The organism is Microbispora sp. CA-135349, from assembly GCF_050947365.1.
Classification (GTDB): Bacteria; Actinomycetota; Actinomycetes; order Streptosporangiales; family Streptosporangiaceae; genus Microbispora.
Genome location: NZ_CP192001.1, coordinates 6,124,264 through 6,136,384, shown reverse-complemented (window position 1 = coordinate 6,136,384; position 12,121 = coordinate 6,124,264). Strand labels below are relative to the sequence as shown.

Here is a 12,121-nt window from a genome sequence, read left to right as displayed (position 1 = left end):
ACCTGCCACGGAGTGAACATGAACACTACTCATGAATTGGCCGGCTGCCTACGGGGCCGGCCGCCTCAGCCGGTGTACTGACGCCTGCGGACCAGCGCGGAGCCGCCGAGGCCCGCCACCACCGCGAGCAGCGCGCAGGCGTAGGAGAAACCGTACGCGTTGGACGCGCCGAACAGATCGGTCAGCCGCCCGCCCGCCCACGCGCCTGCCGCCACCCCGAGGCCGAGGGCCGTGGAGATCCACGCCATGCCCTCGGTGAGCTGCTCGGCCGGGACCATGCGCTCGACGAGGGAGAACCCGGTGATCAGCGTGGGGGAGATCGACAGACCGGCGAGGAAGAGCGCCGGGACCATCGCCCGGATGTCGTTCATCAGCAGCACGGGCGTGAGCCCGGCCGCGAACAGCGACAGGCCGCGGACGAACCGGCTGCGCAGGCTGATCTTCCACTGGCGGGAGCCGAACCACAGGCCGGAGACCATGCTGCCGGCCGCGATCGAGGCGAGCAGGAAGCCGGAGGCCGCCTTGCTGCCGCGCTCGTCGGCGAAGGCGACCGTGATGATGTCGATCGAGCCGAACACCGCCCCCATGGCGAGGAAGACGGCCGACAGCATCGCGACGCCGGGGATCGCGATCGGGGACCGGCCCGCGGCCCGGTGGCGTACGACCGGCGGTTCCGTGCCGCGGAAGCAGGCGAAGGCGAGGGTGCCCGACACGGCGAGGACGATGGTGGCGATCAGCCCGGCGTAGACGTTCACGCCCGTGGTGAGCGCGGTCACGAAGGCCGGCCCGCCGACGAAGATCACCTCGTCGGCCACCGACTCGAACGAGAACGCGGTGTGCAGCCGGGAGGGGTCCTTGAGCACGTGCGACCAGCGGGCCCGGACCATCGAGCCCAGCGACAGGCCGGTCGCCCCGGACGCCACGCCCGTGGCGTACAGCGTCCACCGCGGGGCCCCGGCGTGCGCGCACAGCATCAGGGCGGTGATCGAGACGGCGTGCAGGAGGACGAACGGGACGAGGACCCTCGCCTGGCCGAACCGGTCCACCAGCCGCCCCGACAGGGGCGCGGCGACGGCGAACGCGAGCGACACGGCCGCCGATACCGCCCCGGCGGTCGCGTACGACCCGGTGACGGCGGAGATCAGCAGGATGACGCCGATGCCGAGCATCGACATGGGCGCCCGCCCGATGAACCCCGAGATGACGAAGCCCTTGACTCCGGGCGTGCCGAAAAGCCCGCGATACGGCCCGACCATGGTGTGTTTCCCTTCCGCACGGTGGTGCGTGTGCGTCCGGGCCGGCCGTTCGACAGCGGCGGCGGCCCCGGGGCGACCCCGGGACACGCGGACGGCGTTTGTCTCCGGTTCGGTTATCGCCTACCCGCATATCATGAGGCAAGTGATTTTTTCCGCGTCGGGGGTGCGAGGTCTGAGGTGAGATCGCCCACTCGTACCGTCTCCGTGCGGCTCCGCCCGATCGTGACCGGCCTCGCGGTCGTGATCCTGACCGTCATCGCCGCGGGCACCGCTTTCCTGGTCACCTACCCGGAAAGGGGCGCGCTGGCGGCCGGTGGCGGCCGGCCCGGACGGGACGCGACACCGGCGGAGACCGACGGGACGCGGGCGGACCCCTCTCCGGCCGCGCGGGCGACGCCGGGCGGCCTCGTGCCCGACCGTACGCTGCCGTCGAGCGCACCCGTCGTCGGCGGGCCCGGCGTGCAGGTCACGCCGCCGCACCTGCTGGCGATCTCCCCGAAGCGGGTGCCGGAGCGCACCCTGCTGAAGATCGCCAAGCTGCGGCACGTGCAGAAGGTGGCGCTCGCCGACGGCGGCGCGGTCCACGTGTCGGGCACGGCCCTGCGGCTGCTCGCGGTCGACCCGGCCACGTTCCGGTCGTGGACGCCCAAGCGGGTGGCCGACCACCCCGAGGTGTGGAGCGCGCTCGCGCGGGGCGAGCTGGTCGCCGACGCGGCCACGATCAAGCGGCTCGGCATGGTGCTCGGGGCGGAGTACCAGATCGACCGCGGCCCCAAGCTGCGCGTCGCGGCCTCGGTCTCGCTCGGGCTGCCCGGCGTGGACGGCCTGGTCAGCCAGGACCTGGGGCACAGGCTCGGCTTCCCCGGCGGCGTCGTGGTGCTGGTCCACGGCGATCCGGGCGAGGTGAGCGACACGGCGGTCAAGCGCCTGCTCGGCAAGGGCGCGCAGGTCGCCAGGGTCGGGCAGGCAGCGGTCCGGCCGCGGGCGACGGCCACCCCGGGACAGGCGCTGGTGGGACGGCCCGGCAGCTACCTGGACCTCTACCAGCGGGCGGCCACCGTCTGCCCCGGCCTCTCGTGGACCGTCCTCGCCGCCATCGGCCAGGTCGAGAGCAGCCACGGCCGCAACAACGGCCCCTCGTCCGCGGGGGCGCTCGGGCCGATGCAGTTCATGCCCGCCACCTGGAAGGTGTACGGCGTGGACGGCGACGGCGACGGCGAGGCGGACATCTGGAGCCCCTATGACGCGGTGCCCTCGGCCGCCAAGTACCTGTGCGCCAACGGCGCCGGCGCGGGCGGCGACAAGCTCAGGAAGTCCGTCTGGTTCTACAACCACTCCTGGGACTACGTGAACAAGGTCCTGTCCCTCGCCGACGCCTACGCCCGCGCGTACGCCTCATGACCCCGGGCGCCGGCGGCGCGCCCGCTCAGCGCCCCCGATTCTTACCGCCACTGCCCGCGCCAGGCCGAAGGGCTGACGCCGCGGGCGCGCTTGAACGCCACGTTGAAGGCGAAGGCGTCCGCGTACGAGCGGTCGAATCGCCGGCGGCGTCCGGTGCCGCTCCTCGACCCGTCGCGCGTTCCCGGGGTCAGGCCTGCGGGCGGGCGGGCCGTACGGGCGCCGGGCAGCAGGCGGCGGGGCAGGAGGCGGGCTCGGGCTCGGCGAGCAGCTCGGACACCATCGACACGAACCGGGGATGGGTGCCCGCGGTCGAGGCCCTGGTGACGGCCATGCCGAGCTTGTCGGCCGTGGCCGCCGCCTCGACGTCGAGGTCGTAGACGACCTCCATGTGATCGGAGACGAACCCGATGGGCACCAGGACGGCCGACCGCACGCCCTCGGCGTGTAGCGCCTCCAGGTGGTCGCACACGTCGGGCTCCAGCCAGGGCACCTGCGGCGGGCCGCTGCGGCTCTGCCAGACCAGATCCCAGGCCCGCCCCTCGCCCGGCCGTGCCTGACCGGCCTGATCGGTCACCAGCTCGGCGGTTCGCCTGAGCTGAGCCTCGTACGCACCCCCCGTGGGCCCGGCCGTGCGGGCCATGGAGACGGGGATGCTGTGCGCGGTGAACACGAGGCGGGCCTGCTCGCGGGCGTCGGCGGGCAGCCGGTCGAGGGCCTCGCGGGTGTGGTCGGCCATCGCCGCGATGAAGCCGGGGTGGTCGTAGTAGTGGCGGAGCTTGACGATCTCCGGGGCGCCGGGGACGGCGGCGCGGGCACGGGCGATGTCGTCCAGGTACTGCCGGCAGCTGGAGTAGGAGCTGTAGGCCGCCGTGACGAAGGCCGCCGCCTTGCGGACGCCGTCCTCCTTCATCCGCAGCACCGTGTCCTCGAGGAACGGGTGCCAGTTGCGGTTGCCCCAGTAGACCGGCAGATCCACGTCGAGCGCGGCGATCAGGTCGCGGCACTGCTGGTTGATCGGGCTGACCCCGCCGAACCCCTGGTAGTGCGCCTCGACCTCCAGCAGCCGCTCGCGCGGCACGCCCCGGCCGCGCACGACGTTCTCCAGGAACGGCATGACGTCCTCGGGTTTCTCCGGCCCTCCGAAGGAGACGACCAGCAGGGCGTCGTATCCGTTGGTGCTCCCCATGCGCCACACCTTACGCGGACGGTACGACGGTTCCGCCCGCGCCTGTATGGCTTGGGCGGGCAGCGTGTCTGCGAGTAGGTTCGAGCGGTGAGCCAATTTCCGGACATCCGCGAATACATGGCCCTGCCGCGCGTGAACGCCCTGCGGCTGTCGCCCGACGGGACCCGGCTCGTGTCCGTGGTCCAGTCGCTCAACCCCGACGGCAAGTCGTACGGCACCGCGCTGTGGGAGATCCCCCAGGACCCCGGAGGCGAGCCCCGCCGGCTGACCCGGTCGGCGAAGGGGGAGGCGGGGGCCGAGTTCGCCCCCGACGGGACCCTGTTCTTCGTCTCACGGCGGCCCGACGAGACGGCGAAGGAGAGCGGCGGCGACAGCGCCGCCCTGTGGCTGCTGCCCGAGCGCGGCGAGCCGGTGCGCCTCGCCACCCGCCCCGGCGGGATCGGCGCGGTGCGGGCGGCGGGCGACGCGGTCGTCCACACCTCGCAGGTGCTGCCCGGTGACGCCGGCACCGAGGAGGAGCGCCGCAAGGCCCGTGAGGAGGCCGGGGTGAGCGCGATCCTGCACGAGGGCTACCCGGTGCGCTACTGGGACCACGACCTCGGCCCGGCGCAGAACCGGTTCTTCGCGGGCCGCGCCGTGCGCGAGGGACTGGAGGACGTGCGGGACCTCACTCCGGAGCCCGGCGGCGCGCTGGACGAGCACCTGTCGTTCGACCTCACCCCGGACGGGCGGACCGTGGTCTCGACCTGGCGGGTGCCGCTCCCGAACGGCGACATCCGCTGGGACCTGGTCACGATCGACGTGGCGGACGGGTCGCGGCGCACGCTCGCGACGTCCGGCGGGCACGACTTCGCCGGGCCGGTCACGGTGTCGCCCGACGGGCGGCACGTCGCCTGCCTGCGGGAGCGGCACGGCACCGAGGAGATGCCGATCGCGCTCGACCTGTGGGTGATCGACCTGGCCACCGGCGAGGGACGGGCCGTCGCCGGGGAGATCTTCCCCGCGTCGGTCGCGTGGGCGCCCTCCTCGCGAGAGATCTTCTTCGCCGCCGACCAGCGGGGCCGCAGGCCGGTCTTCCGCGTCCCCCTCGACGGTGAGGTCACCCGGGTGACCTCGGACGACGGCGCCTACGCCGAGCTGTGCCCGGCCCCCGACGGCTCGGTCTACGCCCTGCGCGGCGCGGTCGACTCGCCGCCGCGGCCGGTGCGGATCGCCGCCGACGGCTCGGTGACGACGCTGCCCTCGCCCACGCCGCCGCTCGACCTGCCCGGCACGCTGACCGAGGTGACCGCGACGGCCGAGGACGGGACCGAGATCCGCGGCTGGCTGGTCGTGCCCGCGGAGGCGACCGCCGAGGACCCGGTGCCGTTCCTGCTGTGGATCCACGGCGGCCCGTTGGGGAGCTGGAACGACTGGAGCTGGCGCTGGAACCCCTGGATCATGGCCGGGCACGGTTATGCCGTGCTGCTGCCCGACCCCTGCCTGTCCACCGGGTACGGCCAGGACATGCTCCAGCGCGGCTGGGGCGACTGGGGGCCGGTGACCCATGCCGACCTCATGGCGATCACCGACGAGTGCCTCAAGCGGCCGGAGATCGACGAGCAGCGCACGGCGGCGATGGGCGGCTCGTTCGGCGGCTACATGGCCAACTGGGTCGCCGGGCACACCGACCGGTTCCGCGCCATCGTGACCCACGCCTCGCTGTGGAACCTGGAGCAGTTCGTGGGCACCACCGACGGGGCGAACTACTGGCAGCGGGAGTTCGGCGTCCTCGGGTCCGCCCGGTATGCCCGGCTGTCGCCCCACCGGTCGCTCGGGGAGATCAGGACGCCGATCCTGGTGATCCACGGCGACAAGGACTACCGCGTGCCGATCGGCGAGGGCCTGCGGCTGTGGTGGGACCTCCAGCGTTCGGGGGTCGAGTCGAAGTTCCTCTACTTCCCCGACGAGAACCACTGGGTGCTCAAGCCCGGCAACGCGATCGCCTGGTACGAGACCGTTCTGGCCTTCCTGTCCCAGCACGTCCTGGATGAGGAGTGGACCCGGCCGCCGTCCCTGAGCTGACCGTTGAATGGCGGTACATCCTGATTTGGGAGGATGTCCCTCATGCGGCCGACGCCCCGCGTCGGCCGCTTCGGTGTGAGCACGTACGAGGAGGGGGCAGGCCAGGATGGACGAGCGAGAGTACCGGCATGACCGCGCGCGGGTGGAGGAGCTGCTGGAGCTGGCGACCGGCATAGCGGAGGAGGCCGGGCAGATGCTCCTCGCCAAGCGGCCGGCGCGGCCCGAGGTGCTCGCCACCAAGTCGAGCCCCACCGACGTCGTCACCGCGCTCGACCGGGCGGCGGAGGAGTTGATCCGCGGCAGGATCGCCGAGGCCAGGCCGCGCGACGCGATCCTCGGCGAGGAGGGCGGCGACACCCCCGGCGAGGGCGGCGTCCGGTGGGTCGTCGACCCCATCGACGGCACGGTCAACTTCCTGTACGGCCTGCCGGACTGGGCGGTCAGCATCGGCGTCGAAGTGGACGGAGAGATCGTCGCGGGAGCGGTGCACAACGTGCCGCGCGGCGAGCTGTTCACGGCGTCGAAAGGCGGGGGCGCCTGGCTGAGGGGCGAGCGGCTGCGCTGCAACACCGGCGTCCCGCTGGCCAAGGCCCTCGTCGCCACCGGGTTCGGCTACGCGGCCGGACGCCGCCGGGTGCAGGCCGAGGTGCTGGCCCAGGTGGTGCCCCAGGTCAGGGACATCCGGCGCGGCGGCTCCTGCGCGGTCGATCTCTGCTCGGTCGCGACGGGCCGCGTCGACGCCTACTACGAGCGCGGCACCAACTACTGGGACCACGCGGCGGCGGGCCTGATCGCCGTGGAGGCCGGGGCCCGGATCGGCGGCCTTAACGGCAAGCCGGTCGGTCCCGACATGACCGTGTGCGCGGCCCCGGGACTCTTCGAGGAACTGCACGACCTGCTCGTCCCCCTCGACCCCGAGCGCGACTGAGGCCTCCGGGCACCTGAGGACCCGAGCGCGCCTGAGACCCGGGCGCTCCGGGCGCGCCTGAGGCCTTTGGGCGTGCGCGGCCCCCGGACGTGACCGAGAATCCCGCACCCCGAGAGCGTCCGCGCGGCGCCGGCCGGGTCGACAGGCCGGCGCCACGGTCCGGCGCGCTCTCAAGCGCGCCGTGCATGGTGCTCAGCCGCGCTGCTCGCCGCCGGCGCCGAGTTCGCGCGCGACGTCCTCGACGTTGGCGAAGGTCCGGTCCGGCAGCGCGCGCAGGGCGGACAGCACTCCGTCCGGCGCCGACTCGGACTCGGCGCGGGCCAGCAGGTCGTGCCGGCTCGCCGGGAAGACGTGCGTCCCGCTGATCCACCGCGCGAGATCGCTGCGGCTGTCCACCTCCTGCCTGCTCAGGCCCTCCGGCGAGCCCGGCTCGTGCTCCTGGCCGGGCCGGTCGCGTTCGATGCCGCCCTGTTCCATGGCGATCCACCTCTCGTGCTTGCGTGACGCTGCGGAGACGACGGCTCTTCCCGCCCCCTTGGCGGCAAACCCGCTGCCTCCCCGCGGCCGCACTCACCTGCGCGAATTCGGCCCGGTCCGGCTCGCATGCCCTTTCAACGCCGGGGTACGCGGCGCGAGGAGCCCGAAGCGACACGGAAGGAGCGCCAACATGGCGATGCCGGAGGAGAGCGCGCCCAAGACCGACCAGAACGACGAGGCCCTGTCCCAGCAGGCCGCGCCCGCCCGGCCGGAGGACATCCGGCCGGAGCCGGAGGACACTGAGATGGCCGCCAAGCTCAAGGAGGCCATGTCCGAGGCCGACGTGGACCGCGACGACTTCGCGTGACGCCGGTGGGACGGATCGTCGGGGCGGACCGCAGAGCGAGGAGCAGACCACGACGGCCCGGGCTTGGAGACGAACGCCGAGGCGATCGCCCGGCCGCTCAAGCTCGGCGTGGACGAGGCGAGCTCGGCACAGGGCGGTCGATCACCCGCACGTCCTCGGCACAGGGCGGTCGATCACCTGCACGTCGTAGTCGCCGTGAATTTCCGTGGAGTTCGCGACGGCTTCGCCCGATGCACAGACAGGCGAGGGGGCCCGCCGATCGGCGGGCCCCCTCGTCAGTGTCGGTAGCGGTCAGCGCTGGATGGAGATGCCGTGATCCTCGGCGAGGCGGTGCAGGTCCTCGATCTCGGCGGTGAGGGTGTCGGCGAGGAAGTCGTCCCCGCTCGTAGTGGCCTCTTCAAGACCCTTGTAGGCCTGGTCGAGCCTGGTTTCGATCGTGGTCGTGAACTCGCCCATCTCACCTTCTTTCTCAGGGGGCGAAACGTGTCACGGGGGCTCCGGCGCGGATCCCTGCGGAGAGACGCACCCTTCCCCGGCACACGACAATGGAGGGTGTCCGAGGCCTTACCCATGTCCGGAGCGACCGTAAACCTGTGAATTTTTGTGCTCTACGTCACGTAGAGTGCCGGAACCCCTTACCGGCGGCTTACGTCGAATATGACCACAATGAGGGCGTCTTACCAGCTAGGAGGACTTGATGCGCGTGCTTGTGGTGGAGGACGAGCGGGTGCTCGCGGACGCGATCGCCACCGGCCTCCGCCGGGAGGCGATGGCCGTGGACGTCGCCTACGACGGCGCCGCCGCTCTGGAGAAGACCGGCTACATCGACTATGACGTCATCGTGCTCGACCGCGACCTGCCCAGGGTGCACGGTGACGAGGTCGCCCGCCGGCTGGTCGCCCAGCGGTCGGCCTCGCGGATCATCATGCTGACGGCCGCGGGCGACGTGGACGCGAAGGTCGAGGGGCTGGAGCTCGGCGCCGACGACTACCTCGCCAAGCCGTTCGTGTTCATGGAGCTCGTGGCCCGGGTGCGTGCGCTCGGCCGCAGGTCCGCGCCGGCGCTGCCGCCGGTGCTGGAGCGCGCCGGCATCCGGCTCGACCCGGGCAGGCGCCAGGTGACGAGGGACGGGGCCGAGATCCACCTCACCAAGAAGGAGTTCGCGGTGCTGGAGGAGCTGATGCGGGCCGAGGGCGCCGTCGTTAGCCAGGAGGACCTGCTCGACAAGGCGTGGGACGAGAACATCGACCCGTTCACCAACGTCGTCAGGGTGACCATGATGACGCTGCGCAAGAAGCTGGGCGATCCGCCGGTCATCGAAACCGTGCCCGGTGTCGGGTACCGGCTGTGACGACCCGCGCGGCCGCCGTCTTCGCCGCCGCGTCCCGGGGGAGGGGGCCCTGTGACAGAACCGCGTGACACCTCCGAGAGGGGGACGCCCCGGATCCTTCCGCCGCCCGGCGGATCGGGTGCGGCCACGACGCCCCCGGACGCCACGACGTCCCGGGAGGACACGACGCCCACGGACGCGGCGGCGGCCCCGGCCGGCGACCGGTCCGCGGCGGGTGCCGCCCGCAGGATGGCGCACCCGATGGGGACGGGTCCCTATCGCAGTCAGGTTCCGCCGCCGCCCAGCGGCCCGCCCGCCTGGGACGGCCCGCCACCCCTGGTCGCCCACCCGGTGCAACGGGCCAACCTGTTCGGCGAGATGAAGTCGCTGCAGAACCGCGTCAGCATCCGCTGGCGCCTGACCCTCACGTACGCCGCGCTGGTCTTCGTCGCCGGCGCGCTGCTCGTGATGGTCATGTACGTGCTGATCGGCCAGGCGATCGACGTCGGCTGGCAGAGCGTGCCGCAGATCATCTTCCCGCGCGGGAGCGTGCCGCAGGAGTGGATCGACGAGGCCAACCACTCGTTCGCCGCCGCGCAGGCGGAGGTCACCGGGGTGGCGCGGGCCGAGTTGCTGAAGCGGTCGCTGCTGGCGCTGGCGGGCGTGGGGATCCTCGCCCTGATGCTCGGGTACGTCGTGGCGGACCGCGCGCTGCGGCCCGTCATGAAGATGACGGCGACCGCCCGGAAGCTGTCGGAGACCTCGCTCGCCCACGAGCGCATCGACCTGCAGGGCCCCGACGACGAGCTGAAGGAGCTGGCCGACACCTTCGACGCGATGCTCACCCGGCTCAACACCGCCTTCGACGCGCAGCGGAGGTTCGTGGACAACGCCTCGCACGAACTGCGGACGCCGCTGGCGATCAACCGCACGGTGCTGGAGGTCGCCCTGTCCGACCCCGAGGCGTCGGACGACCTCAAGGTGCTCGGGCGCACGCTCCTCGGCACCACCGCGCGCAACGAGCGGCTGATCGAGGGCCTGTTGCTGCTCGCCCGTAGCGAGCGCGAGCTGTCGGTGCGCAAGCCGGTGGACGTTCAGGAGGTCGCAAGGACGGCGGTGGAGCAACTGGCCCCCTTCGCCGCGGAGGAGGGGGTCACGGTGGAGCACGATCTTCATCCGGCGGCCACGACGGGCGACCCCGTTCTCATAGAACGCTGTGTCTCCAACCTCGTCGAGAACGGGATCAAGCACAATATCGGCGAGTCCGGGAAGGTGTGGATCCGTACGGGAATTGTCGACGGGGGTGCGGTTGTTCAGGTCGCGAACACGGGACCGCACGTTCCCGCGTACGAGGTGGAGAGCCTGTTCGAGCCGTTCCGGCGACTGAACGCCGACCGGGTCCAGTCCGCCAAGGGCGCGGGTCTCGGCCTGTCCATCGTGCGCGCGATCGTCCGCGCGCACGGCGGAACGGTCGCCGCCGTCCCCCGCGACGGGGGCGGGCTCGTGGTGACGGTGCGTCTCTCCGGAACCGGGGCGTCTCCGGGGACGCCGCAGTCGGCGCGCTGATGGAGCGTGTGCGCCGCACATGTGGTTGGATGTGCCGTCGAAACGCGGTGGGGATACCGCCGATACTGTGGTTTTCGCCATATTTGGCTAACCGCAGCCCTCGGAGGGATGCCCCTCGCGTGTCGGAAGGTTCAGTGTTCGTTCAAGCGGGTACCGATTGCACAATTTACTGGCCCCCGCGGGCACAACACCGGCCTTCCGAGCGTTATCCACGCGCGACACAGGCGCAGGCAGATAGATGAGGGGGATGGAGTAGCAGATGGCTACCGACTACGACAGCCCGCGTAAGACCGACGACGACCTCAACGAGGACAGCCTCCAGGAACTCCAGGCGCGTAGGAGCGACAAGTCGTCGGGCAGCATCGACATCGACGAGACCGATCTGGCCGAGTCGCTGGAGCTGCCGGGGGCGGACCTGTCGAACGAGGAGCTCTCGCTGCGGGTGATTCCTCGGCAGGCCGATGAATTCACCTGTTCGCGGTGCTTCCTGGTGCACCACCGCAGCCAGCTGGCCTCCGAGAAGAACGGCCAGCAGGTCTGCCGAGAGTGTGCCGCCTAGGAGACCCTTGGGAGGGTCCGTGACTTCATCAGCGGATGGATCAAACAACGAGGTCGCCGACCTGGTCGGCAAACTCGTCGCCTCTGAGGAGACGGACGGGGCCGAGCGGCGTCGGCTGCTCGGCCGCCTCAGCGGGGCCTTGGTGCAGTCCGCCAGGAAGGCACGAGAACGGGGAACCGGGCGGGGCCGATGGATGGCCGACGTCTTCATGAACATCGCCCCGCGGTTACCGGTACGGGACTACGAGACGCTGCGGGAACACCACTACGGGCTCACCGGCGAGCAGCTCGCCGACGATCTCGTCCGCACCGCCGCGAAGGCGACGACGGCGGTCGGCGCGGTCGGCGGGGCGCTCGCCGCGGCCGAGTTCGCCGCCCCGCCGCTCCTGCTGTCCGCGCCCGCTCAGATCGTGGCCGAGACGCTGGTCGTCGCGGCGATCGAAGTGAAGCTTCTCGCCGAACTGCACGAGGTATACGGCGTGGAGGTCCCCGGCAACGGCACCCAGAGGGCGGCCGCGTTCGCGCTCGCCTGGTCGAAGCAGCGGGGCGTCAACCCCCTCGCCCCCGGCTCGGCCACGATCGCACTCGGGACCGCCGCCAAGACCGCGCTGCGCAACCGCCTGATGCGCACGCTCGGCCGTCACCTCACCACGCTCGGCCCCTTCCTCACCGGCGCCGTGGCCGGCGGCGCGCTGAACCGGGCCGCCACCAAGAAGCTCGCGAGCTCCGTGCGGGCGGACCTGCGCCGCCAGCGCGCCCTGCCGCCCGGCTGACGCCCTGCCACCCGGCCGACGCGCCGCCGCCGGACCGATCCTCTCCGGACCGACCTCCGCCGCACCGTTCTGTCCCCCTCGCGCGTGTGGCCCCCCGTCCCCCGGGAACACGTATCAGCCCAGGTGCCCGTCCCAATCGGCACTCTCGGTCCGCCCCGATCATCCCGGTAGGGAAGTGTCACTGATTGGTCTAAACCTCTTGCCGACCCCGCATG

12 protein-coding genes are annotated in these 12,121 nt (G+C 72.1%); 8 read left to right on the top strand and 4 right to left on the bottom strand.

Annotation, left to right across the window (positions count from 1 at the left end):
• Window positions 1–65: 65 nt before the first annotated feature.
• On the bottom strand, window positions 66–1,256 hold the full coding sequence (locus ACQPZZ_RS28140; protein WP_432923967.1) for an MFS transporter: 1,191 nt from the start codon (window positions 1,254–1,256) through the stop codon (window positions 66–68).
• 204 nt (window positions 1,257–1,460) lie between these two features.
• Between ACQPZZ_RS28140 and ACQPZZ_RS28135 the strand changes: the two genes are divergently transcribed.
• The gene (locus ACQPZZ_RS28135; RefSeq protein WP_432923965.1) at window positions 1,461–2,657 is read left to right on the top strand and encodes a lytic transglycosylase domain-containing protein; all 1,197 of its coding nucleotides are present in this window, start codon (window positions 1,461–1,463) and stop codon (window positions 2,655–2,657) included.
• A gap of 187 nt (window positions 2,658–2,844) precedes the next feature.
• Here ACQPZZ_RS28135 and ACQPZZ_RS28130 read toward each other — a convergent pair whose 3' ends face one another.
• Entirely contained in the window at window positions 2,845–3,843 is a 999-nt protein-coding gene (locus ACQPZZ_RS28130; protein WP_432923963.1) for a ferrochelatase, read from the bottom strand.
• A 117-nt stretch (window positions 3,844–3,960) separates the two neighbouring features.
• On the opposite strand from ACQPZZ_RS28130, the gene ACQPZZ_RS28125 reads away from it, so the two are divergent.
• Both ACQPZZ_RS28125 and ACQPZZ_RS28120 read left to right on the top strand, forming a co-directional pair.
• A complete protein-coding gene (locus ACQPZZ_RS28125; RefSeq protein WP_432934575.1) occupies window positions 3,961–5,907 on the top strand; it encodes a prolyl oligopeptidase family serine peptidase in 1,947 nt (648 codons plus the stop codon).
• Window positions 5,908–6,013: 106 nt separating this feature from the next.
• Window positions 6,014–6,835 (top strand): inositol monophosphatase family protein, encoded by an 822-nt coding sequence (locus tag ACQPZZ_RS28120; RefSeq protein WP_432923961.1) that lies wholly within the window; start codon window positions 6,014–6,016, stop codon window positions 6,833–6,835.
• Between the two features lie 192 nt (window positions 6,836–7,027).
• Here the strand turns inward: ACQPZZ_RS28120 and ACQPZZ_RS28115 are convergent, their stop codons facing one another.
• Window positions 7,028–7,312 (bottom strand): DUF2795 domain-containing protein, encoded by a 285-nt coding sequence (locus tag ACQPZZ_RS28115; protein WP_432923959.1) that lies wholly within the window; start codon window positions 7,310–7,312, stop codon window positions 7,028–7,030.
• A gap of 190 nt (window positions 7,313–7,502) precedes the next feature.
• On the opposite strand from ACQPZZ_RS28115, the gene ACQPZZ_RS28110 reads away from it, so the two are divergent.
• Window positions 7,503–7,679 (top strand): hypothetical protein, encoded by a 177-nt coding sequence (locus ACQPZZ_RS28110; protein WP_432923957.1) that lies wholly within the window; start codon window positions 7,503–7,505, stop codon window positions 7,677–7,679.
• A gap of 291 nt (window positions 7,680–7,970) precedes the next feature.
• Here the strand turns inward: ACQPZZ_RS28110 and ACQPZZ_RS28105 are convergent, their stop codons facing one another.
• Window positions 7,971–8,135 (bottom strand): hypothetical protein, encoded by a 165-nt coding sequence (locus ACQPZZ_RS28105; protein WP_179155445.1) that lies wholly within the window; start codon window positions 8,133–8,135, stop codon window positions 7,971–7,973.
• Window positions 8,136–8,376: 241 nt separating this feature from the next.
• On the opposite strand from ACQPZZ_RS28105, the gene ACQPZZ_RS28100 reads away from it, so the two are divergent.
• The 4 genes from ACQPZZ_RS28100 (at window position 8,377) to ACQPZZ_RS28085 (ending at window position 11,906) form a co-directional block, all read left to right on the top strand.
• On the top strand, window positions 8,377–9,030 hold the full coding sequence (locus tag ACQPZZ_RS28100; protein WP_363638514.1) for a response regulator transcription factor: 654 nt from the start codon (window positions 8,377–8,379) through the stop codon (window positions 9,028–9,030).
• A gap of 51 nt (window positions 9,031–9,081) precedes the next feature.
• The gene (locus ACQPZZ_RS28095) at window positions 9,082–10,575 is read left to right on the top strand and encodes a sensor histidine kinase (protein ID WP_432923955.1); all 1,494 of its coding nucleotides are present in this window, start codon (window positions 9,082–9,084) and stop codon (window positions 10,573–10,575) included.
• A gap of 259 nt (window positions 10,576–10,834) precedes the next feature.
• Entirely contained in the window at window positions 10,835–11,134 is a 300-nt protein-coding gene (locus ACQPZZ_RS28090; protein ID WP_030505490.1) for a DUF4193 domain-containing protein, read from the top strand.
• Window positions 11,135–11,153: 19 nt separating this feature from the next.
• Entirely contained in the window at window positions 11,154–11,906 is a 753-nt protein-coding gene (locus tag ACQPZZ_RS28085) for a hypothetical protein (RefSeq protein WP_432923953.1), read from the top strand.
• Window positions 11,907–12,121: the final 215 nt, after the last annotated feature.